Source organism: Trichococcus palustris (assembly GCF_900114465.1).
In the GTDB taxonomy this organism is placed as follows: Bacteria; Bacillota; Bacilli; order Lactobacillales; family Aerococcaceae; genus Trichococcus; species Trichococcus palustris.
The window spans coordinates 67,748-89,988 of sequence record NZ_FOTD01000013.1 but is presented as its reverse complement, the minus strand read 5'-3'; the positions used below and the strand labels follow the sequence as shown (position 1 = coordinate 89,988).

Below are 22,241 nucleotides of genomic sequence, written 5' to 3'. Positions count from 1 at the left end.
TAAAATGGACCCTATAGAATGGACACTAAAAAAAGTGCCCTCTATAGGGTCCATTTTTGTATACTTAAAAGAGAAAAATAAGTTGATGCTTGAAGTGGCGTCGCGATGATAACCCAATTTGAGAAATCAGTCAAAAGCCGCTGTCGCTCCTTCTTTTGACAGATTTCACAAACCGGGTAATGCTAGTCGCCAAGTCCTTCAAGCCCATAATCCACATCTATTGCACTTCGTGCAGAAAGGAATCACTGAATGTCGAAATTAACTTTTACACCAAGTCAGGTCCAAATTTTGAAGGAAAACCAATATGTAAAAAATGTTTCTGATAAAAGCATTACTTATACCGACGAGTTCAAACGCCACTTCATTTCAGAAACATTAAACATGAAAACTACTAAGCAAATTTTTATTGAAGCAGGGTTTGATCCGGAAATGATTGGTGATGACAGGATAAAGTCATTTGCGAAGAAATGGCGAAAAAGATATCGTGAAAATGGCATTTTGGCATTGGAAGACACCAGAAAAAATTCTTCAGGCAGAGCTCGAAAGACAGAACTAACACCTGAGCAACAAATTGAAAAGTTACAAGCTAAAATTTCATTGTTAGAACAGGAAAATGAACTGTTAAAAAAATCAGAATGGAGCGAAAGGAGGCTAGAAAACGCTGAAAATATTAGCGATATCTTCGCAAGAATCCATGGGATGAAAACCGACGGTTCTTATACAGGAACAATCATTGATGCATGTGAGCTATTGGGTGTTTCTCGTTCAGGATACTACAATTATATAAAGAATGCGGACAGTAGAAATTCACGAGAAGAGGAAGATCAATTCTGGAAAATCAAAATCGAAGAAGCGTATAACTACCGTGGCTACAAGAAAGGTTCTCGAAGCATTGTGATGTACTTCAAGAATAAATTTGGGATTACGGTCAATCGTAAAAAAGTGCAGCGGTTGATGAGGAAATATAATATCTTCTGCCCTATTCGTAAAGCGAATCCGTACAAGAGAATTGCGAAAGCTACCAAAGAACATAGCACTGTTGAGAACAAGTTAAAACGTCAATTTGATCAGGGGGTAGCCAAAAAAGTTCTGTTAACAGATATCACCTATTTGCCTGGGGCCAATGGCTTTATAGGTTATTTGTCGACCGTCAAAGATGGCGCAACGAAAGAGATTCTAGCCCACTATGTATCTGATAGCCTGAAACTTGATATTTCTCTAAATACCATTAATCTATTGGCGAGCGCCCACGGTGCCACGCTGCATGAAGATGCCTTTATCCATTCAGATCAGGGCGTCCATTACACTAGTCCTAAATTCCATAAGAAGTTGGCTGATAATCATTTAGGTCAGTCCATGTCAAGAAGAGGTAACTGTTGGGATAACGCTCCGCAAGAGTCGTTCTTTGGACATCTGAAAGATGAAATAGATTATAAAGATTGTGAAAATCTGGAAGATTTACGGGCAATTGTAGATGATTACATTGACTATTACAACAACGAACGCGGACAATGGAATCTAAAAAAATTGCCCCCTGTTCTTTACAGGGAGCAAATATTATTGGGTGCTGCATAAGGTGTCTTTTTTTAATGTCCTTGACAATGGGTCCATATTACTTTGGGCGGTGGAGTTGTAGGGGTTTCTCTTTTCTTTGGAGGAGTAAGAGAATGAAAAGATTGTTTACGATTGGCTTATGCTTATAATAGGCCAAAGTTATGAAAAAGTTGTGAAGGATCCTTAACTTATTTTTTCTTTTTTCAAGAAGTACCGTCCTTGTCACGCGGGTTCGAAACGTGCTCCTCTTCCTTGATGATATCCAATGTTGAGAACCTGGCCGATTCGATCATTTTTGAGGTGTTGATCCTCAGCTGCAGATTCGTATCGTAATCAAGCGCAAAGATGCAGGAATAGAGCACGTCCAACAAATAGACGATGGCGCTGTCGGTGGAGAAGGTAGCGATTTTGGAATACAGTTTTTCCCTTGTTGAGATCCTGAGGACGCAATCAGCAAGCCGTGCCGTCGTGTTGTCCCCGATATTGGTGATGGCGATGACTGGAATTTTGTTCCCTTTCAAAGTCTGGATCGTTTGATTCAATATTTCCGTTTCTCCGGAATAGGAAACGATAATCGCGCACGAAGAAGGATCCGCCAAGCTCGCCTTGAAGATGATTTCGCCTTGTAACGAGCAGATATCCACCCGTTTTTTGATCCGCGACATATTATGCTGGAATTCCTGTGTGATCAACAGGTTGTTGCTGACGGCAAAAAGACTGATATAGGACGATTTTCTGATGATTTGGATGGCTTTCTGCAAGTCGTCATGGGTGATGAGCGACAAGGTGTCATCGATGGATTCTTTTTCCAAGGCAGCAATTTTGCTTGCAATCGACATAATGGTATCATTGTTTTGAAAAGGAAGATTGGCATTGATGTCGCGGAAATGTTTCTGCAGGTATTCTTCCTCTTTTAAGAAAGCTTCCTTCAGGTCGCTCCAACCGCTGAAATTCATTTTATGGGCAATCCTTACCAGTGTGGAAGGAGAAGTATACGTGGCTTCAGCAATCTCTTTGGTTGTCATATCCTTGATGGACATTTTCTTCTCTAAAATATAGGCGGTAATTTTTTTTTCGCTATTGGAAAAATCAAAGCTCTCAAGCCGTTCTCTAATGAGCATTTTTACCCTCCTTTATATTTCTACTTATTTTCAAGACAATCATATCAGAATTTGCGAATCTTATTTAATAATCTGAAGGAAAAAAACAGGGAATTTGTAAACGCTGTTACGGAGTGCCCGGAATAGATTGTTAATGTTTCTCTATCCATTATAATCGAGTTGTAGAAAGATTGCAGTGGTCTTCTGAGGTTTCTGAGTCGCATATCTATAAAAATAGGGGGAGTAGCAATGATAGGTATCATAGCAGCATTATTGACAACGTTATCTTTTGTGCCGCAAGCATGGCAAGTCATTAAAACAAAGGATACATCGGGGATATCTCTTGGGATGTATACAATGTTTGTCGTTGGGGTGTTTTTATGGATGATTCATGGTTTTATTATCCAAGATTATGCAGTGATTGGGGCTAATGCTGTGACATTTGTTTTGGCATCCATCATCTTGACGTTTAAAATCAAATATAAATAAGAGGAGAGATCATTATGGCATTGGACAAAGATTTTTTATGGGGCGGCGCCTTAGCAGCGCATCAATTTGAAGGAGGGGTTTTGAACACTTCCAAGGGGTTGAGCGTGGCGGACGTCATGACAGCCGGAGCGCACGGCGTTCCCCGCGTCATCACGGACGGTGTGGTTGAAGGCAATTATTATCCGAACCACGTCGGCATCGACTTCTATGGACGCTACAAAGAAGACATCGCTTTGTTCGCCGAAATGGGCTTCAAGTGCTTCCGCACCTCGATCGCTTGGTCGCGCATCTTCCCGAACGGCGATGAAGCCGAGCCTAATGAAGAAGGCCTGCAGTTCTATGATGATGTCTTCGATGAGTTGTTGAAGTACGGGATCGAACCGGTCATCACACTTTCCCACTTCGAAATGCCTTATCACTTGGCCAAAGAATACGGCGGCTTCATGAACCGCAAGACAGTGGACTTCTTCGTCAATTTTTCGGAAGTCTGCTTCAAGCGCTACAAGGATAAAGTAAAATATTGGATGACCTTCAATGAAATCAACAACCAAATGAATTATAAAAATGATATCTTCGGCTGGACCAACTCAGGAGCGCATTTCGGCGATTATCCGAACCCGGAAGAAGCCATGTACCAATGCGGACACTATGAATTGCTTGCCAGCGCTTTGGCTGTAAAAATAGGCAAAGAGATCAACCCGGATTTCCAGATCGGGAATATGATCGCCATGGTTCCGATCTATCCGTATTCCTCTCGTCCTGCTGACATGGTGCTGTCGAACCAAATGATGCATGACCGTTGGTTCTTCTGCGATGTCCAATGCCGCGGCCACTATCCGGCTTATGCCTTGAAGATGTTCGAAAGAGAAGGCTTCAACCTGGACATCACCGAAGAAGACAAAAAAGCTTTGGCTGAGGGGACAGTCGATTACATCGGCTTCTCTTACTATATGAGCAACTGCGTCGATTCGACTGTAAACAAAGATGTATCGAAAGCCTTGGACGGCTCCAGCGCACATTCCGTGAAAAATCCATTCATCGAAGAGTCCGACTGGGGATGGGCGATTGATCCGGAAGGTTTGCGTTACACCTTGAATCTGTTCTATGAACGCTACGAAAAACCATTGTTCATCGTCGAAAATGGTTTCGGTGCCATCGATGTCAAGGAAGAGGACGGCAGCTGCCACGATCCTTACCGCATCGACTACCTGAAGACGCACATCCAAGAAATGAAGAAGGCTGTCGAAGAGGACGGCGTCGACCTGATGGGCTATACACCTTGGGGCTGCATCGACTGCGTATCCTTCACGACCGGCGAAATGAAGAAACGTTACGGCTTCATCTATGTGGACAGAGACAATGAAGGCAACGGGACATTGGAAAGAAGCAAAAAGGATTCCTTCGAATGGTATAAGAAAGTTATCGCGTCCAACGGGGAAGAATTGGAATAATCCAATAAACTACAGCGGTAGGATCAAAGCGGATTGATGCTGCATGGATCTGGACGGCCGCTGGCACTAAAAAGACAAGCTCAGGAAGATGACTATCATCTCATTGGGCTTGTCTTTTTTGGCTTTTTGTCAAGACCGCTATGGAATCCTACAAAAAAACCACCAACCGATTGGGTTGGTGGCCTAAAGGAGTTGCTCTTTACTTTGGAGGAGTAAAGAAAAAGAATAAAGATTGTTTGTGATTGGCTTATCCTTATAATAGTCCTGAGTTGTGAAAAAAATGTGAAGAAATCCCAACTAATTTTTGCTTTTTTAAGCAGCGTGTCTTTATTTTTCGAACCGGAAATATCACAGTTTCTTTGAAAGATGTTATACTATTTGTATGAGAAAAGGTAAGGAGGAAACACTGTGAGAGTAGCATTAATCGCGCACGACAGAAAAAAAGACTTGATGATCCAATTGTGTACCGCATATAAAATGATCCTTGAAAAACATGAGCTTTATGCAACTGGGACGACAGGCTTACGCATCATGGAGGCAACCGGATTGGACGTTCATCGTTTCAAATCAGGTCCGCTGGGCGGAGACCAACAAATCGGCGCCATGATTTCCGAAAATATGATGGATGTGGTCATCTTCTTGAGGGATCCATTGGCAGCCATGCCGCATGAACCGGACGTAACAGCTTTGATCCGGTTGAGCGATGTCTATGAAATTCCGTTGGCAACCAACATCGGGACGGCGGAAGTGATATTGCGCGGTTTGGATGCGGGCTTTGTGGATTGGCGTCAATTCTACAATGCTGAAGGAAGCATCAAATTCTAGTGGAATGATTGAAACGGAGAACAGCTCGTTGGCAGCAATTCTCCGTTTTTTTTTTTTGCAAAAAAAGCACTGCACTTTCCTGAATACTAGGGAAGGCAGTGCTTTATTTCTTAAAATGGGTTTTGCAGATATTCCAGTGCGTAGGATACGTGCAGTTCCGCTGCAATCGCCAATCCTTTTTCGTCGATGTCAAATTTTTCATGATGATGATCATAGGAAGTCTTTTCGTCGCTCTGTGTTCCAACGAAACAATAGACGCCCGGTGCCACCGCTAAGTAATCGGCGAAGTCATCTGCCCCCATTCTTTTCGGAGCATTTGTGATGACATTGCCTTCGCCGACGATTTTGGCAGCCACCTTGAAGGCGTGCTCGGCCGCGGCAAGGTCATTGATCAATGGGGCGGCTGCATCGTAGTTTGAAAACTCGATGGTTGTGCGGTGCGATTCCGCAGTATTTTTGGCGATCCTTTCCACTGCTGCCAATACCTGGGCGCGGACTTGGGGGCTGAAGGTGCGCACGGTTCCTTCGATATCGGCTTCGTTGGCGATGATATTGTAGTTGGTGCCGGCGTGGAGGACGCCGATGCCGACGACAACTTCGTCGGTCGGGTTTACTTCGCGGGAGACGATTGTCTGCAGTTCGGTGACGATTGCGGCTGCGCTCACCAAAGCATCACGACCTAAGTCAGGGCGGGATACATGGCCGCTCTTGCCGTGCACTTTGATCTTGAAGATGTCGCAGGAGGCGTTCGAAGGGCCGGGAGTCGCGACGATCTTGCCCAATGCTGTGCCGGATTGCAAATGGATGCCGAAGACATGGTCGATATCGTCGATGAAGCCGCCGCGGACAAATTGGCGGGCGCCCGCACCGATTTCTTCAGCGGGTTGGAAGGCAAACTGGATGGTTCCCGCAAAATCGCTCTGATAGGATTTCAGAACCCTGATGGCTCCCAACAGGGCAGAGGCATGGCCGTCATGGCCGCAGGCGTGGTTGGCGCCGGGATTGAGTGAAGCATAGGGAGCGCCGGTTTGATCGGGCAAGGGAAGGGCATCGATGTCGGCACGCAGAAGGATTTTCTTGCCGGCTCCCTTTCCGCCCCGCAATGTTGCCAGCACGCCAGTTTCTCCGACGGGTATATAGTCGATGCCGATTTCATCCAACTCCTCTTTGATGCGTTGGATGGTTTCGAATTCCTTGAGGCTCACTTCAGGATGTTGGTGGAAATGCCGGCGCAGACTGACAATATAATCGTAGACAGCTGCAACCTCTTGATGGATGGTTGTTTGTTCGATTGACATGTGATGACTTCCTTTCCAAATAAAATAGATAACAAAAGCGGAATTCCTCGAAATTCCGCTTGTAGATGGTAATCCATAAACCCGGGTATCAGCTTATTCGGCTTTTTCCCATACTGGGAATTGTAATCCTTTTGATGCTTCAGAGATCACTTTGGCAGTTCCTTCCGATTGATAGTAGGAGACGATGGTTTTGTATATAAAGATAGCATCAAGGGCGGCGTGAATGAAACACGCCGGCTTGATGCTAATCTTAAATTTCGTATTTGGTCATGCTTGATCCGGAACGGAAAATATCTTTGTGAAGAGGCTTACCAAGCAGGGATGTCCGTATTTTTTGTTGTTTCGGCAATCAATGCTTTTGTTTCCTCTGTTTGATATTCAGCTACAACTTTTTTGTAGACTGCGTTATCCACATCTTCAGCGCGGGCTGCGATAACATTCTTGTAGATATCCAATACTTTTTGGATGTTTTCTGTATCCAAGTAAAGGGCATCTTTTGTCGGGACAAGTCCAGCATCGACAGCGAAGTTTGTATTGATGACTGCAGCACCTACATCTTGAAGGGAGCGTGGCAATTGGGCTGCATCCAATTCTTGGATGTTCAGGTTTTTAGGGTTTTCCACGATATCACTTACGGTAGGGGTTGTGCCGGTTGCGTTATCCAACTTGATCAAATCAATGGCTTGCAACAGCAATAACGCACGGCCGCCGTTTGTTACGTCATTCGGGATAGCGATGGTGTCGCCATCTTTGATTTCTTTGTAGTCAGTGTATTTATCTGAGTAGATGCCTAGTGGCGAAACGAATGTAAATCCGATCGGCGTCAAATCAGCATTGTTATTGGCGTTATAGTTATCCAAGAACGCTATGTGTTGGAAAGCGTTCAAATCGATGTCGCCATTTTGCAAGGCGATGTTCGGTTGGTTGTAGTCCGTAAATTTGACAATCTCCAAATCGATATTTTGCTTTTGTAAACGATCAGCCACCGCTTGCCAAATTGAAACTGCCGACTCACTTACCAAACCGATTTTTACGGTTGTCGGTTCGGTTGCCGCTGATGAGACAGCCTCGGATGAGGCTGTTGTCGAGCCTGTGCTGCCGCATGCCGCTAAGAATAGAGATGCTGAGAGAATGATACCGCCTAATAAACTTTTCTTCTTCATATATTTTCCTCCTAAGATATCCATCTTATATTTTTTTATTTAAATCACGCACTGCAAACGTGAGTCTAAACCATATTTTAAACTAGCTTTTTGTTATTTCCAGGCTGGGACGTCATTGCCTTTCGTAACCTCTTCAATCTTGGCTGCTGTTGCATCGGTCTGGTATTCAGCGACGATTTTTTTGTAGGTTGCATTGTCTGCATCTTCAGCGCGGGCTGCTACAACATTTTTGTAGACATCGGCTACGGCTGCGATGTTGTCTGTATCCAAGAATAAGGAATCTTTTTTAGGATCCAGTCCTGAGTCTGTCGCGTAGTTGGTGTTGATCACCGCTGCGTCCACATCCGGAAGAGAACGAGCGACTTGTGCCGCATCCAATTCTTCAAAAGTGACATTTTTAGGGTTTTCGGTGATGTCGCTTACCGTTGGCGTAGTCCCTTTCGCTTCATCCACTTTGATCAAGCCGATTGCTTGCAACAGCAATAGGGCGCGGCCGCCGTTCGTTACGTCGTTGGGAATCGTGATTTTGGCGCCCTCAGGAATATCTTTGTAGTCGGTCACTTTTTCAGAATACAATCCAAGCGGGGAAATATAAGTGAATCCGATCGGTGTAATGTCCGAATTGTTGTTGGCATTGAAGTCTTTCAGATAGGCAATATGTTGGAAGGCATTCAGATCGATATCGCCGTTCGTCAAGGCTACGTTCGGTTGCACATAGTCGCTGAATTGGACGACTTCCAGGTCGATGCCTTGATTTTTCAAACGGCTGGCCACATCTTTCCACACATCAACTTCCACTTCGCTGACTACACCGATTTTTACTGTTTCCGCAGCGGAAGTGGCTGCCTCCTTTGAAGAATCAGCGGTCGTTTGGCCACCGCCGCAAGCTGCCAAGAATAAAGTCAGTGCTGCAACACCAGAGAATAATAAGTCTTTCTTTTTCATAATTGATTTCCTCCCAAATTTTGTTTGTTTTTTTAGTCAATAATTTCCAATAATAAAGTTGTCTAGCTTTCCAAGCCTGCCTCTCGGAATAAAGATGAAGGGTCCTCTTGGCTCTGCGAGCCAAGACATACCTTATTATTTCTGTCGAGGCAGAGCGGGCTTGGAACGTTTTTCTAATATTTAATGGCTTACTTTTTTAACGAGTGCATTGCCGATGGCTTGGCTGATGAATACGATGATCAGGATGATGATCGTTGCGACAAGCGTCACGTCATTTTGGAATCTGTTGTATCCGCGGGTGATGGCCAGATTACCCAAGCCGCCTCCGCCGATAGCGCCGGCCATCGCCGTTAAGCCGATCAGGTTGATGATCGTAACGGATGAAACGCGGATGATGCCTGCCAAGCCTTCTTTCAGATAGACGCGGAAAATGATATCCCATGGGCTGGCACCCATCGCTTCGGCCGCCTCGATGACACCAGGGTCGACTTCAACCAAGGCGTTTTGGATTTGGCGGGCGTAGAAGGGAACGGTCGCTACCACCAAAGGTACGATTGAAGCGGTTGTTCCGATCGATGTCCCGACGATGAAGCGGGTAAACGGCACGATCAAAGCCATCAAAATGATGAAAGGCAGTGAACGGAAGATATTCACCAATTTGTCCAATACCCCATAGCTGACTTTATTTTCCAAAAGGCCGCCTTCTTGGGTCACCAACAGGATAACCCCTAAAATGACACCCAAAACGCCGGCAATCAAAGCGGCAATCAAGGTCATGTACAAGGTTTCCCACGTGCTGAGCCATACTTCATCCCAAATCTTAGAGACGTTTGGCAGAAGTTTTGTCAATAATTCGTTCATTCTTCGTCTCCTCCTTTATTTTTCTTTTCGGCGATGGTTTCAGCTGTGATGATATCAACAGAGACGTCGTTGTCTTGTAGATAACGGATAGCTCTTGTCACGGATTCCGGTGTGCCGCTAAGTACCAGCAACAGCGTTCCGACCGGTGTATCCTGCAGAATTTCGACATTCCCGAAAAGAATATTGCCTTGGACGTTGAATGAATTCGCCAGCTTGGCGATCAACGGTTCGCTTGTCGAGCCGCCGACGAAGGAGAGCTTCGTCAACACATCGTCTTCCTTCAGGTTCAAAAGGGTAGGGTGGGTGATGACCGTTTCGATCCCTTGCTCCACATGGGTGGCGGTATCGATGAAGTCTTTCGTCAATTGATTTTGCGGCTTTGTGAAAATGTCCAGGATAGAGCCGCGTTCAATGACATGACCATCTTCCATCACGGCAACTTTATTGCAGATTTCTTTGACGACTTGCATCTCATGCGTGATGATGACGATCGTCAGGTTCAATTTCTTATTCAGCTCTTTCAATAATTCCAGGATGGAAGAGGTTGTTTTCGGGTCCAAGGCGCTGGTCGCTTCGTCGCAAAGCAGCACTTCCGGATCGTTCGCCAAAGCTCTGGCAATCGCCACCCGCTGCTTCTGCCCGCCGGATAATTGGGAAGGGTAGGCTTTCGCTTTTTCGGATAGACCGACCAATGATAGCAATTCGGTAACCTTTTGGTGAATTTCGCCTTTACTCAATGAAGACTTCTTCAAGGGGAAGGCAACGTTGTCGTAAATCGTGCGGGAACGCATCAGGTTGAAATGCTGGAAGATCATCCCGATTTTCTTGCGTGATTCGCGCAGCTCCTTGTCGCTCAAAGCCATGATGTCTTTTCCGTTTACGATGACTTTTCCTTCGGTTGGTCGTTGCAATAGATTGATTGTCCTGACCAAGGTGCTCTTGCCGGCGCCGCTGTAGCCGACGATTCCATATACATCGCCTTTATCCACTTCCAATGAAACGTTTTTGACGGCGTGGACGGCTTTATTTTTATCCGTTTTAAATGTTACCGAGATACTCTGTAAACTGATCATTTGTCTTTCCTCCTTGATAATAAAAAAAGCACCCATCCTACATCAATAAATATGACGTTCAGGACGAATGCGGATGCATCGTGTTACCACCTTTGTTCGAATCTTCCTCACGGCGAGATTCCTTTGCGAGTGGATAGCTTTCCACTCTTGCACGATAAAGGGTGCTCCTGGGAGGATTTACTTCATTAAGAAGCTCATCCTCCCCGCTCTGAGGCCATTTTCAAAACCCTTCTGTATACCTGTTCTCATCAACCCAGGCTCGCTGTCATACATCCAGATCTTTACTTTCCTCTTCACTGCGTTTACTGCTGATAAAAATAAAAAAACTCCCGTCCCCATCCATCACATCTTTTATGTGAAAGATAAGGACGAGAGGTCAAAGTTCAATCTCGTGTTACCACCTTAGTTTACAAAAACATCGCTGTTTTTGCCTTAGCCAGTACACCCGCAAATTGCTGCAAGCTATACTGTGACACTGTAACGGGCGCTCCCGTCCTGCCCTTAAGAAAACTTTCGGACAAGCCACTCCAAGACCATCTTCAACCATGTATTCCTTGCTTGCTTTCACCTGACCAAGCTCTCTAATAAAGGAATGAGACGATTTACTCTTCTTTTCGTTGTGTTTTTTGGATGTGATAACTATAACCAATCCACATTTCTTTGTCAACAGAAAAATTAAAAAAGATGAGAAATTTTAATGATGGTCCGATTCCGTTTCCTCGGAAGGTGGCCGGATCAAGGGGAATGCCTTATAACCGTTGACTTTTGAAGGTATTCGTCGTATTCTTGTTAGTATTAAAATTATATGAGAAACTAGGGGTTGTTGAACCTTAAAGTTAGAAAAGGATGGCCACCTTTTTTCAATGCAGGTTGGAAGAGAGACGGGCTCCTATAGAAGAATGGAGGATATAAAAATGGTTTTAAGCACAAATGCACAATTAGATTTGATTCTGCCATCCCAGATCCGCGAATTTGACGGGCTTTTCCGTAGCGTCGAAGGATGTATCCCGATGACGATCGGTGAACCCGATTTCGACATGCCGGAAAATGTGAAAACGGCCGCCATCAAAGCGATCGAAGACAACGCTTCCCATTATGCCCATTCAATGGGAGAAATTGGCGTACGTAAAGCGGCCAGTGATTTTCTTGAAAATCGGTACGGTGTCAGCTATGACCCCGAGACGGAAATCATCATGACGGTCGGCGCGACAGAATCGATTTATGCGGTCGTTCTAGGCCTGCTTAATCCAGGCGAAAAAGTGATCATCCCATCCCCTTATTTCCCGTTATACGGACAAGCGGTATTGGTCGCTTATGGCCAGAATGTGGAAGTCGATACTTCACAGACCGGTTTCCTGATGACGCCGGAATTACTGCACAAAACGATGGCGGAAAACGAAAATGTGAAAGCGATCTTCTTGAATTATCCAAGCAATCCGACGGGCGTCACCTACACGGAGGAGCAGTTGCAGGCCTTGGCTGAAGCCATCGCAAAATACGATATTTTTGTCATCAGCGATGAAATCTACAGCGAATTGACTTACGGTGCAAAACATTCGTCGATCGCGAAAATGCTGCCGGACCGCACGATCTTGCTGAATGGCGTCTCCAAATCCTATGCGATGACGGGTTGGCGCGTCGGGATAGTGGCTGCAGATAAAAAGTGGATTCCGGCCATATTCAAAGCCCATCAAACGATGGTGACGACGGGCGTGACGGTATCCCACCGTGCCGCAGAGGAAGCGTTCCGCAACAGTGCCGCTGACGTTGAAAAGATGCGCAAAGAGTATGAGAAAAGAAAAGACATCATCGTTCCGGCCCTAAGGGAAATGGGCTTTGTCGTTCCTGAACCGGACGGAGCTTTCTATGTCTTCGCCAAAATACCCGCCAAGTTCGGAACTGATGAAAAGGCGTTCTGCCGTGAAATGGGCATGAATGCCAAAGTGGGCATGTTGCCGGGATCGATCTTTGGACCTGGCGGAGAAGGCTATGTGCGCATGAGTTATGCCTTAAGCACCGAACAGGTCATCGAAGCGATGCGCCGCCTGAAAGAGTATATCTCCGCCAAATGATGCTGAAAAAAGGTTAACCTTTCAGGGGATGAACACTCCCATTTGAAAAGAAAAATAAACGAAAAGAGGGAAACAGCGATGCCATATGTACATATTGAATTACTGGAAGGCCGTACCGACGAACAAAAACAAGGATTGATGCGCGATGTAGTGGAAGCGGTCGTCAAAAATGCGAACGTATCAAAAGAGAGCGTGCACGTCATCCTGAATGAAATATCGAAACAACACCTGACGAAAAACGGTGAATTCGCAGGGGAATGAATGCCGCCCTCCGAACAGTACGCATAATGAATGTGGCCGGGGCATAAGCCCGCAGCCGAAAGCAAAAAAAGAGGAAGACGCTAGGGAAATAACCTAGCATCTTCCTCTTTTTCTTTTGTTTCCATTACAGATGTTATTGCAAAAAAGACTTATCTTAAGTAATTCATATGGAAGGCGAAATGTTCATCCAAAAAAGTAGCGATAAAGAAATAGCTATGGTCATAACCTTCCTTTTTCGTGTAATGGACTACGCGATCCTTTTCCCGAGCATGCTTCAAGAAAACAGTTTCTTCCAGTTGTTTTGGATAAAACGCATCTTGGCTCCCTTGCGTAATGAGGACAGGCGGGACGCTGGCTTCTTTGACTAGTTCGGAAGCATCCCATTCTTTCCAGGAAGCTTTATCTTCACCTAAATAAGCTGTAAAAGCCTTTATTCCCCACGGGGCTTGACTAGGACTTAAAATAGGAGAAAATGCGGAAATTGCTTGGAATCGCGCAGCATTTTTCATGCCGATCACTAAAGCGCCATGGCCGCCCATTGAGTGGCCCATGATGCTTTCTTTTCCTGAAAAATGAGGTACCAAAGTCGACGCAAGGGCGGTTAATTCATCTGTTATATATGTATACATCTTATAATGCTTAGCCCAGGGATCTTGGGTAGCGTCCAGATAGAAACTTGCACCCTGTCCAAGGTCCCACGCTTCATCATCAGGGACATTTTCCCCGCGTGGTGATGTGTCCGGAATGATTACCGCCACTTGATGTTTTTCAGCCAACCTTTGGAATCCGCTTTTTTGACTGAAATTATCATCGGTACAAGTCAACCCGGATAGCCACCAAATGAGAGGGATTTTCTTAATTTCTTCATTCGATGGCAAGTAGAGGCTGAATGTCATCTCACATTGCAGTACTTCCGAATAGTGGCTGTACTTGCACAGCTCCCCATTGAAAGAGCGATGTTGCTCGATACGTTTAAGGCTCATGATCTCACTCCCCATAGGTTAGAATCGTACGGATCGATTCCCCTTTATGAAGCAAATCAAAAGCCTCATTGATGTCCGTAAACTCCAAGTGGTGCGTAATGAACGAATCCAGATCGATTTCGCCGTTCATGTAGTCTTCAACCATTCCCGGCAGTTCCGTTCTGCCTTTAACGCCGCCAAAGGCTGACCCACGCCATACGCGCCCGGTCACTAATTGGAAGGGACGGGTATGGATCTCTTTGCCTGCGCCGGCTACACCGATGATGACACTTTCGCCCCAACCCTTATGGCAGCATTCAAGTGCGGATTTCATGACTTCAACGTTCCCGATACACTCGAAGCTGTAATCTACTCCGCCGTCGGTCATTTCGATGATGACCTCTTGGATCGGCTTATCGAATCTGGAAGGATTGATGAAATCAGTCGCGCCCATTTTTTTTGCTAATTCAAACTTATTTTCATTTAAGTCTACAGCAATGATCCGGCTCGCTTTTGCTTGAACCAATCCTTGGATAGCGGCCAAACCGATAGCGCCCAGACCAAATACGGCTGCCACAGCTCCTTCTTCAACTTTGGCTGTGTTGTGGACAGCGCCGATGCCCGTAGTGACGCCGCATCCGAATAGGCACACTTTATCAAGCGGCGCTTCTGGGTCGATTTTTGCCAAGGATATTTCAGGAATGACTGTATATTCGCTGAAGGTGCTTGTTCCCATGTAATGATAAATAGGCTCCCCATTGTAAGAGAAACGAGTTGTTCCATCGGGCATTAAACCTTTCCCTTGCGTTTCCCGTACGGCGCTGCATAGGTTTGTTTTACCGGAAAGGCAGAATTTACATTCCCCGCATTCGGCCGTATACAGCGGAATCACATGATCCCCCGGTTTTACCGAAGTAACTTCCTCGCCTACAGCAACGACAACACCAGCGCCTTCATGCCCCAGCACAGCAGGGAAAACGCCTTCTGGATCATCACCGGATAAGGTAAAAGCATCGGTATGACAGACTGACGTATACAGAATTTTCACTAATACCTCTTTTGCTTTTGGTTCTTCTACATCTATTTCTACAATTTTAAGCGGTTCACCGGGTTTAAATGCAACAGCAGCTCTACTTTTCATATGAATCCCTTCTTTCTTTTGTTTTCCAATATTTACATTCCTATAATCACACACTATAATAAGTCGTGCAATACTGACGTTTTTGTCACTATGACCGTGATAATATCGGAAGGGGATGGGAATAGATGGAAATACATTACAAAGAAAAAACTTTTTTCACCAGCAAAGATTTGGCTCTATCCGTTATCGGCGGACGTTGGAAAATAGCGATCATCTGGTGTTTGCTTCAGCAATCGCCACTAAGGTTAAACGAAATCCAAAAAATCCTTTCCAATGTCAATCAACGCATGTTGATCAGACAATTAAGGGAATTGGAGGAAGATAAAATAATCACGCGCTTTGTATACCCGGTTGTTCCGCCTAAAGTGGAGTACGAACTGACCGAAATCGGCCGGCTGCTGGAACCCGTTGTAAATTCCGTCTGCGATTGGGGAGATGATTTCAGGGACTTTTTAGAAAAAAATGCGGATGCACCATCAGCCGATTAAGAAAACGGCACAAACGGTTCTATCAATGAAACCACGAAGCGGTCGATAGGAAGGCGCTTCGTGATTTTTTGAATGTTTCCAAACTCATTATGGATAAAACAAAAAGAAAAAATAGGATGACTCCAGGAAAATCCCTGAAATGTCATCCTATTTTTATCAGCTGGCTACTTATGGCCAACCCTATTTAGGTTCCAAAAGGCTGCACCGTTTGCAAATTCAGCTTAAATGTAGGCTCTGATCGCAAAGGCAACGCCGCTTTCGGCATTCGATTTTGTGACGAAGTCCGCGGCTTCTTTTACTTTATCGACCGCATTCCCCATGGCGACGCCGACACCGGCATATTCGATCATAGTGAGGTCATTTTCATTGTCGCCGATGGCCATGATGTCTTCCGCATCGATCTTCAATAAGGCGGCAAGTTCAACCAATGCGCTCGCTTTGCCGGCGTCTTTATTCAAGACTTCCAAGAAATGCGGTTCGCTGCGGACAATCACGTAATCTTCATGGAACGATGCCGGAATTTCCGGAATCATTTGTTCCAATAATTCAGCGTTATCAATGAACATGATTTTCGTGAACAGTTTGTCTTCCGGCAACTCAGCCAGCGAACGGTAACGGATCGGCATCGTCGTAATGAATGACTCGCGGGTGGTGAAGATGCTGATGTCTTTGTTTGCGGTATAGATCGCTTCGTTATCAATCCCATGGGTATGGACGTTGAATTTATCGGCCAATGCATTGATTTTGACAAAGTCGCTGTAATCCAATGTGTGGGAAACGAGCACTTCATTTGTTGAAGTGGACAAGACCAACGAACCGTTGTAGGTGATGACGAAGTCGTCATCCTTATCCAATTCCAATTCCTGGATGTAACGTTGTACGCCCGGCAAGGGTCTGCCGGTACACAGTACGATTTTGACGCCTTTCTCACGGGCCTCCGTGATGGCTGCTTTTACTTCGGGAGTGATTTTAAACTCCGGATCTACCAATGTTCCATCGATATCGATGGCAATCAATTTAATACTCATACCGAACCTCCTGTGTTCTTTTGTGGTGAAATCTCATCATTCTCAATATAAGCAAGGAATGCTTGCGATAATGATTCAAATAAATTAATGCCTTCTTCATCGTCGGGATGCGTGATTTCCCGCGGGAAATAGAAACGCTCGTCGCCCCGGATTTTGCCTGTCAGGGAGGAGACGATGGGACTTGCCTGCGATAACTCCAGGAACGCGCCATTTTTTTGGACCAGTTCAATCTGGGTTTTGGTGGTCGCTTGATTGGGACGATACAAATCGTAGGGCAGATCATAGCTATTGTTTATCGCGGTGTAGTAGTCCCGGTTGAAGCCCATCCTTTCGATGAGCGTGCTCATTTTTTCGATGGTGGCATCATCCCAGCCTTTCAGGTAACGGACCGATTTGAATGGATGGCGATTGATGAACCGGTGCGCCAAGTCACTCAAAATCGGGTCCTTCTCATCCATCCAATGGTTGAAATAGGTCGTCAAGACCCCATCGTCCAGGCGCAGATAGTCTTTCAATGTCCACGTTTGCTTGAAAAAGGGAACCAAAAAGGTTGCGCTATGTTGGAATTCGGACTGTTCATCCAGGTAGACATCCTTTGCGCGTTTCATCAGATGGCTGAGCACCACTTCCATGCCGCGCGATACCGGATGGAAATAGATCTGCATATACATCTGATAACGGCTGACGATGTAATCTTCCACCGCGTGCATACCGGAGACATCGAAGGCTATCCCCTCTTTGTAAGGCCGGATGACACGCAGGATCCTTGTCAGATCGAAGGTTCCATAGGTGACGCCCGAGTAGTAGGCATCCCGCAACAGGTAATCCATCCTATCGGCATCGATCTGGCTGGAAATCAGCTGGATCACCTGCGGATTGTCGTAGGTTTTTGCTATGACGGCGGCGACTTGGTTCGGGAAGTCGGGTCCGATCCTCCTCAGGATCCGATTCACTTCCGTATCCGGGGAAGTGATGATGGCCACCGTGATGGCTTCATGATCGGTGGCAAAGATCTTTTCGAACGTATGGGAAAAGGGTCCATGGCCGATGTCATGCAGGAGGGCGGCGCACAGCGTCACCAGACGTTCCTCGTCATTCCATAAGCCGTCCCCGGCTTCTTTGCTGGGATAATTACGGACAAACTTGTCGCAGATCCGGCGGGCAATTTCATAGACACCCAAGGAATGATTGAAGCGTGAATGTTCTGCGCCATGGAAGGTGAAGGAAGAGGTGCCCAATTGCTTGATACGGCGCAACCGCTGGAATTCACTTGAGTTGATTAAATCCATGATGACTTGATGCTGGATGTGGATGTAGTCGTGGACCGGATCACGGAATACTTTTTCTTTCGGCAGCAAATCCGCGGTGTAATGCGTGCTCATCTAGCCTCGCCTCATTTCTCTTGTTCGATGCCTGTCGCTTTGTTCTCGTCGATCTGTTCGTTGCGTTTTTTCATTTTCTCATAAGCAGTCTGATAGTCGGCCAGCAATTTTGTTGAATAGGGGCCTTCAATCAGAGCGTTCCCGTTTGCTGCCAGCGCCGTCAGGATCCGTTCCTTCACAGCGTCGACCGTCAACGGCATGCCCAATAAATCGCTTAGATTGGCCATGGAATCCGGATTGACGGTCGGAAAGTGCCAACGGGTGGTTTCCTGCCTCAGCCCCAACTCATAGAACCGGCGAATCAAGGCGCCGCGTTTTTGCTGATCCCCGTTGATGCTCATGTAGATCATGATCGATACGCCATTTTTGAAACGGCGCTGCGCAATGCCGGCGAATTTCTTGCCGTCGATGCTCAGATCGAAATCGCCCGGGCAATAGGAGTCGCTGATTTCGAAGGCCGCGATGGTCTTGTTTGAGTCAGCGAAAGTCTGCTCTATCAATGTTTTCATGACGGTATAGCCGTCGTTGATGGATAGCTTGCATTTTTCCGTATCCGGCAGGACCAAGGAGAAATTCAGGATGCCGTCATCCGCCACAACCGCCAATCCGCCGGCATTCCTTACGAGGACGTCGGATTGGCTGTCCCTTAAGAAGCGGATACCATCCTGCAAATAAGGCAAGCGGGTGTCCATCATGCCCAGTATGACAAGATTATCAATCGGCCAAAAATGCAGGGCGGCAGGGGCTTCGCCGTTCCCCACCGCGCGGATCAAAGCGTCCCCCAATGCGAAATGGGAAAGCTTGTCCTCCTTGAAAGCATCCACGGAACTATCATATATATAGTAGGTATTGTTATCCAAATAGTTTGTCATATGCGTTTCCTTATCTCAATGAAATGATTATGCGTCCATTATAGCAAAGTTCTGGGGCAATGGAACGGTGTTTTGCCCAAAAAGGCATCCTTTCTGCTTAATTTTGGCCGGTAAAGATTGACCAGTGCTCGTTTGTAAAGCTATACTATAGGAAAATAGGCAGATGCAACAGGGTGCCTGGCAGCGGCAATAAAGAATCAGATTCAGGATTAACGATTAACGAGGTGGGAAGATTGTCATTAAAAGCAGGGATGCCGATTCAGTTCCGGTTGGAGACGCTGGTGGATCAGGAAGGCGACCAAGAAGTTTTCCTTTATGAAGGGATGGGCCAGATAGTGGAAATGGGAGATTGGCTCTATCTTCGCTATGAGGAGACAGATACGGCTGTAGCGGTTACGTTCAAGGTTTCCCGCGAAGGGAAGATGACGATCATACGCAGAATGGAGCAGACCTCACGCATGAGCTTCGCTGCGGCAGCGAAAGGGGTGGCGACCGTTCCGACCCCAGGGGGATTGATGGAAATCCAAACCGTCACGAAGCAGATGGTCTTGGATTTCAAAGAAAAGCCATTTGCAGGGAATATTTTTTTGCAATACGAACTTCAATTCAATGAACAAAAATTGGGGGATTATCAAATTCGATTGCAATTCACTACCTGAGTATTGTATGATTAAGAGTAAACTTTTGAAAGGATGTGACACCATTGAAATTGAAGCAATTAGATGGTACGAACAAAAACGAATTATCAATGATAGAAGTTGCACATGCAATTTTCGAAGAAACCGGTAACGTACTGGACTTTAACCAATTATTGGTGCAAGTACAAGACTATCTGGAAATGGCGGACCAAGAATTAGAAGGCAAAATGACACGTTTCTATACTGACTTGAACATTGACGGCAGCTTTATTTCCTTAGGGGAAAATCGTTGGGGATTACGTTCATGGTATCCAATTGATTCAATCGATGAAGAGATTCTTTCTACAATTGATGAAGATGAAGTGAAAGTACGCCGCAAGAAACGCAAGAAGTTAAATGCATTTGCTACATCCGAAGATGATGAAGATGTCATCGACTACAACGACGACGATCCGGAAGATAACGATGTTGCGGATGAGGATGAAGACATCGATGTGGATGAAGATGAAGTCGATGATGTTGACAGTGTGGATATTATCGATGGGGTACCAGTTGACGATGATGACATCACAAGCGGCATCGAAGAAGACCTGACCTTGATTGTGGATGAAGAGTTCGAAGAGGAAGAAGAATTCGAAGACGAAGAGTTCGAAGAAGAAAAAGAAGATAAGGAATAGATTCCTTTCCCGTTTCACGATTTATTCTTGACACTCTTCTGAATTGAATGTATTATCTTCATTGGGCTCCCAAAAAGCATTTCTTTTTGGAAAAGCATACATTGAATATTGAACGGCTCCCTGTTCCAAACGGAATGGGGAGTTTTATTTTTTTTGTAGCGTCTGAGGAACCGTCACACATAGGGTGTGCATACTTTGAGCAGGGGGAAGAAAAATGACTAAATATATTTTCGTTACAGGCGGGGTTGTCTCTTCAATCGGAAAAGGGATCGTAGCTGCATCATTGGGCAGATTGTTGAAAAATCGCGGATTGAAAATCACAATCCAAAAATTCGATCCATACATCAACGTGGATCCAGGGACAATGAGCCCATACCAGCATGGTGAAGTTTTCGTTACCGATGATGGTACAGAAACAGATTTGGATTTGGGCCACTATGAACGCTTTATCGACATCAACTTGAATCAATATTCAAACGTAACGACCGGTAAAGTGTATTCAGAAGTCATCCGCAAAGAACGCAAAGGGGACTACCTGGGAGCGACAGTCCAAGTTATTCCGCATATCACAAATGAAATCAAAGAAAAAATCATGCGCGCCGGCGAAACAACGGACTCCGACATCGTCATCACAGAAGTGGGCGGTACGGTAGGGGATATCGAGTCGCTGCCATTCCTGGAAGCATTACGCCAAATGAGAATGGAAGTCGGCCCGGAGAACGTATTGTATATCCATACAACGTTGATCCCCTATTTACGTGCAGCAGGCGAGCTGAAGACAAAACCGACACAACACAGCGTGAAAGAGCTGCGCAGTTTGGGGATCCAACCGAATATTCTAGTGGTGCGTACGGAAGTTCCTTTGCCGCAGCACATCAAAGATAAATTGGCTTCCTTCTGTGACGTAAAACCAGAGGCTGTCATCGAGTCGCGCGACGTTGAAACGCTGTACCAAATCCCGTTGATGCTGCAAGCGCAAAACATGGATCAAATCGTCTGCGATTATTTGAATCTGAAAGATTTGCCGCAAGCCGACATGACCGATTGGAAAGCATTGGTTGATAAAGTTCAAAACCTTAAGAAAACAACAAAAATTGCGCTTGTCGGCAAATATGTGGAATTGCAGGATGCGTACTTATCCGTTGCGGAAGCATTGAAACACGCCGGCTTTGCCCATGATACCGATATCGACATCCAATGGATCAATGCCGAAGAAGTGACAACCGAAAACGCAAAAACATATTTGGGAACAGTAGACGGCATTTTGGTTCCCGGAGGATTCGGTGACCGTGGGATTGAAGGGAAGATCGCTGCCATTCAATATGCCCGCGAGAATAACGTGCCCTTCTTCGGTATCTGCTTAGGGATGCAGTTGGCTTGTGTGGAATTCGCCCGGAATGTTGCCGGATTGGAAGGCGCAGACTCAGCCGAAACAAATCCGGAATGCAAAAATAACATCATCGATTTGATGCCGGATCAAGAAAACATCGATGAAATGGGCGGAACATTGCGACTTGGCCTGTATCCATGCGAATTGAAAGACGGCACATTGGCGAAAGAACTTTATCACAATGCGGACATGGTCCAAGAACGCCACCGCCACCGTTATGAATTCAACAACAAATACCGTGAAATTTTAGCGGAAAAAGGAATGATCTTCTCCGGCGTTTCTCCTGACCAACGATTGGTGGAAATCGTGGAATTGAAAAATCATCCATTCTATATCGCCGTTCAATTCCATCCGGAGTTCATTTCTCGTCCGAACAGACCGCAACCAATTTTCGATGGCTTCATTGCAGCTTCGTTAAAAAAAGCCGGAAAATAACGATATTGGTGAAAAAGCCCTAAAATGAAGGAATAAGAAAACCGCATTAAAATGGAAGTTATACCCATTTTGATGCGGTTTTCTTTGCGGAAGTGGCGATTATTTTTACGCCGGGTAACGATTCTTCGCTTTTTCA

General features: G+C 45.7%; 21 protein-coding genes and 1 other annotated feature. Of the genes, 10 read left to right on the top strand and 11 right to left on the bottom strand.

Translation table 11 applies throughout. The features are described from left to right. The first annotated feature begins 249 nt into the window (after positions 1 to 249). Complete coding sequence (locus BM101_RS09635; protein ID WP_093399856.1) at positions 250 to 1,575, top strand: IS3 family transposase; 1,326 nt, start codon at positions 250 to 252, stop codon at positions 1,573 to 1,575. A 182-nt stretch (positions 1,576 to 1,757) separates the two neighbouring features. Here BM101_RS09635 and BM101_RS09630 read toward each other — a convergent pair whose 3' ends face one another. Next, entirely contained in the window at positions 1,758 to 2,675 is a 918-nt protein-coding gene (locus BM101_RS09630; protein ID WP_087032196.1) for a MurR/RpiR family transcriptional regulator, read from the bottom strand. A gap of 228 nt (positions 2,676 to 2,903) precedes the next feature. Between BM101_RS09630 and BM101_RS09625 the strand changes: the two genes are divergently transcribed. The 3 genes from BM101_RS09625 (at position 2,904) to mgsA (ending at position 5,419) form a co-directional block, all read left to right on the top strand. Then, on the top strand, positions 2,904 to 3,143 hold the full coding sequence (locus tag BM101_RS09625; RefSeq protein ID WP_087032198.1) for a SemiSWEET transporter: 240 nt from the start codon (positions 2,904 to 2,906) through the stop codon (positions 3,141 to 3,143). Between the two features lie 14 nt (positions 3,144 to 3,157). Further along, entirely contained in the window at positions 3,158 to 4,594 is a 1,437-nt protein-coding gene (locus BM101_RS09620; RefSeq protein ID WP_087032200.1) for a 6-phospho-beta-glucosidase, read from the top strand. 408 nt (positions 4,595 to 5,002) lie between these two features. After that, complete coding sequence (mgsA, locus tag BM101_RS09615; protein WP_087032202.1) at positions 5,003 to 5,419, top strand: methylglyoxal synthase; 417 nt, start codon at positions 5,003 to 5,005, stop codon at positions 5,417 to 5,419. 110 nt (positions 5,420 to 5,529) lie between these two features. Here the strand turns inward: mgsA and BM101_RS09610 are convergent, their stop codons facing one another. The 5 genes from BM101_RS09610 to BM101_RS09590 all read right to left on the bottom strand — a co-directional run bounded on the left by BM101_RS09610 (position 5,530) and on the right by BM101_RS09590 (position 10,759). Beyond that, on the bottom strand, positions 5,530 to 6,717 hold the full coding sequence (locus tag BM101_RS09610; protein ID WP_087032204.1) for an amidohydrolase: 1,188 nt from the start codon (positions 6,715 to 6,717) through the stop codon (positions 5,530 to 5,532). A gap of 308 nt (positions 6,718 to 7,025) precedes the next feature. Continuing rightward, the gene (locus BM101_RS09605; protein WP_087032206.1) at positions 7,026 to 7,880 is read right to left on the bottom strand and encodes a MetQ/NlpA family ABC transporter substrate-binding protein; all 855 of its coding nucleotides are present in this window, start codon (positions 7,878 to 7,880) and stop codon (positions 7,026 to 7,028) included. A gap of 93 nt (positions 7,881 to 7,973) precedes the next feature. After that, positions 7,974 to 8,825 (bottom strand): MetQ/NlpA family ABC transporter substrate-binding protein, encoded by an 852-nt coding sequence (locus BM101_RS09600; RefSeq protein ID WP_087032209.1) that lies wholly within the window; start codon positions 8,823 to 8,825, stop codon positions 7,974 to 7,976. 180 nt (positions 8,826 to 9,005) lie between these two features. Then, positions 9,006 to 9,686 (bottom strand): methionine ABC transporter permease, encoded by a 681-nt coding sequence (locus tag BM101_RS09595; RefSeq protein WP_087032211.1) that lies wholly within the window; start codon positions 9,684 to 9,686, stop codon positions 9,006 to 9,008. Further along, positions 9,683 to 10,759, bottom strand: a complete 1,077-nt coding sequence (locus BM101_RS09590; protein ID WP_087032213.1) for a methionine ABC transporter ATP-binding protein — start codon at positions 10,757 to 10,759, stop codon at positions 9,683 to 9,685. Before BM101_RS09590 ends, BM101_RS09595 begins: the two co-directional genes overlap by 4 nt. 361 nt (positions 10,760 to 11,120) lie before the next feature. Next, positions 11,121 to 11,386: a binding site (T-box leader), on the bottom strand. Between the two features lie 287 nt (positions 11,387 to 11,673). Here BM101_RS09590 and BM101_RS09585 point away from each other — a divergent pair. Both BM101_RS09585 and BM101_RS09580 read left to right on the top strand, forming a co-directional pair. Beyond that, positions 11,674 to 12,831, top strand: coding sequence for an aminotransferase class I/II-fold pyridoxal phosphate-dependent enzyme (locus BM101_RS09585; RefSeq protein WP_245825675.1), 1,158 nt, complete (start codon positions 11,674 to 11,676; stop codon positions 12,829 to 12,831). 54 nt (positions 12,832 to 12,885) lie between these two features. Continuing rightward, a complete protein-coding gene (locus BM101_RS09580; RefSeq protein WP_256212225.1) occupies positions 12,886 to 13,092 on the top strand; it encodes a 2-hydroxymuconate tautomerase in 207 nt (68 codons plus the stop codon). Between the two features lie 149 nt (positions 13,093 to 13,241). On the opposite strand, the gene fghA is transcribed toward BM101_RS09580, so the two are convergent. Both fghA and BM101_RS09570 read right to left on the bottom strand, forming a co-directional pair. Then, positions 13,242 to 14,075 carry an S-formylglutathione hydrolase gene (fghA, locus tag BM101_RS09575; RefSeq protein ID WP_087032221.1) on the bottom strand — a complete coding sequence of 278 codons (834 nt, stop codon included), beginning with the start codon at positions 14,073 to 14,075 and terminating at the stop codon, positions 13,242 to 13,244. Positions 14,076 to 14,079: 4 nt separating this feature from the next. Next, complete coding sequence (locus tag BM101_RS09570) at positions 14,080 to 15,195, bottom strand: S-(hydroxymethyl)glutathione dehydrogenase/class III alcohol dehydrogenase (RefSeq protein ID WP_087032223.1); 1,116 nt, start codon at positions 15,193 to 15,195, stop codon at positions 14,080 to 14,082. Positions 15,196 to 15,320: 125 nt separating this feature from the next. Here BM101_RS09570 and BM101_RS09565 point away from each other — a divergent pair, with 125 nt between their 5' ends. Beyond that, the gene (locus BM101_RS09565; protein WP_087032224.1) at positions 15,321 to 15,683 is read left to right on the top strand and encodes a winged helix-turn-helix transcriptional regulator; all 363 of its coding nucleotides are present in this window, start codon (positions 15,321 to 15,323) and stop codon (positions 15,681 to 15,683) included. 221 nt (positions 15,684 to 15,904) lie between these two features. Here BM101_RS09565 and yidA read toward each other — a convergent pair whose 3' ends face one another. The 3 genes from yidA to BM101_RS09550 are packed head-to-tail and all read right to left on the bottom strand — an operon-like array spanning position 15,905 to position 18,965. Beyond that, on the bottom strand, positions 15,905 to 16,711 hold the full coding sequence (gene yidA, locus BM101_RS09560) for a sugar-phosphatase (RefSeq protein ID WP_087032225.1): 807 nt from the start codon (positions 16,709 to 16,711) through the stop codon (positions 15,905 to 15,907). After that, positions 16,708 to 18,093 (bottom strand): HD domain-containing protein, encoded by a 1,386-nt coding sequence (locus tag BM101_RS09555; protein ID WP_087032228.1) that lies wholly within the window; start codon positions 18,091 to 18,093, stop codon positions 16,708 to 16,710. Before BM101_RS09555 ends, yidA begins: the two co-directional genes overlap by 4 nt. Before the next feature lie 11 nt (positions 18,094 to 18,104). Continuing rightward, positions 18,105 to 18,965: a lipoate--protein ligase family protein gene (locus tag BM101_RS09550; RefSeq protein ID WP_087032230.1), complete on the bottom strand. Its 861-nt coding sequence runs from the start codon at positions 18,963 to 18,965 to the stop codon at positions 18,105 to 18,107. Positions 18,966 to 19,198: 233 nt separating this feature from the next. Between BM101_RS09550 and BM101_RS09545 the strand changes: the two genes are divergently transcribed. The 3 genes from BM101_RS09545 to BM101_RS09535 all read left to right on the top strand — a co-directional run bounded on the left by BM101_RS09545 (position 19,199) and on the right by BM101_RS09535 (position 22,105). Beyond that, a complete protein-coding gene (locus tag BM101_RS09545) occupies positions 19,199 to 19,624 on the top strand; it encodes a YwiB family protein (protein ID WP_143084452.1) in 426 nt (141 codons plus the stop codon). A gap of 44 nt (positions 19,625 to 19,668) precedes the next feature. Beyond that, positions 19,669 to 20,280: a DNA-directed RNA polymerase subunit delta gene (rpoE, locus tag BM101_RS09540; protein ID WP_087032236.1), complete on the top strand. Its 612-nt coding sequence runs from the start codon at positions 19,669 to 19,671 to the stop codon at positions 20,278 to 20,280. A gap of 214 nt (positions 20,281 to 20,494) precedes the next feature. After that, positions 20,495 to 22,105, top strand: coding sequence for a CTP synthase (locus BM101_RS09535; protein WP_087032238.1), 1,611 nt, complete (start codon positions 20,495 to 20,497; stop codon positions 22,103 to 22,105). The last annotated feature ends 136 nt before the right edge of the window (positions 22,106 to 22,241 follow it).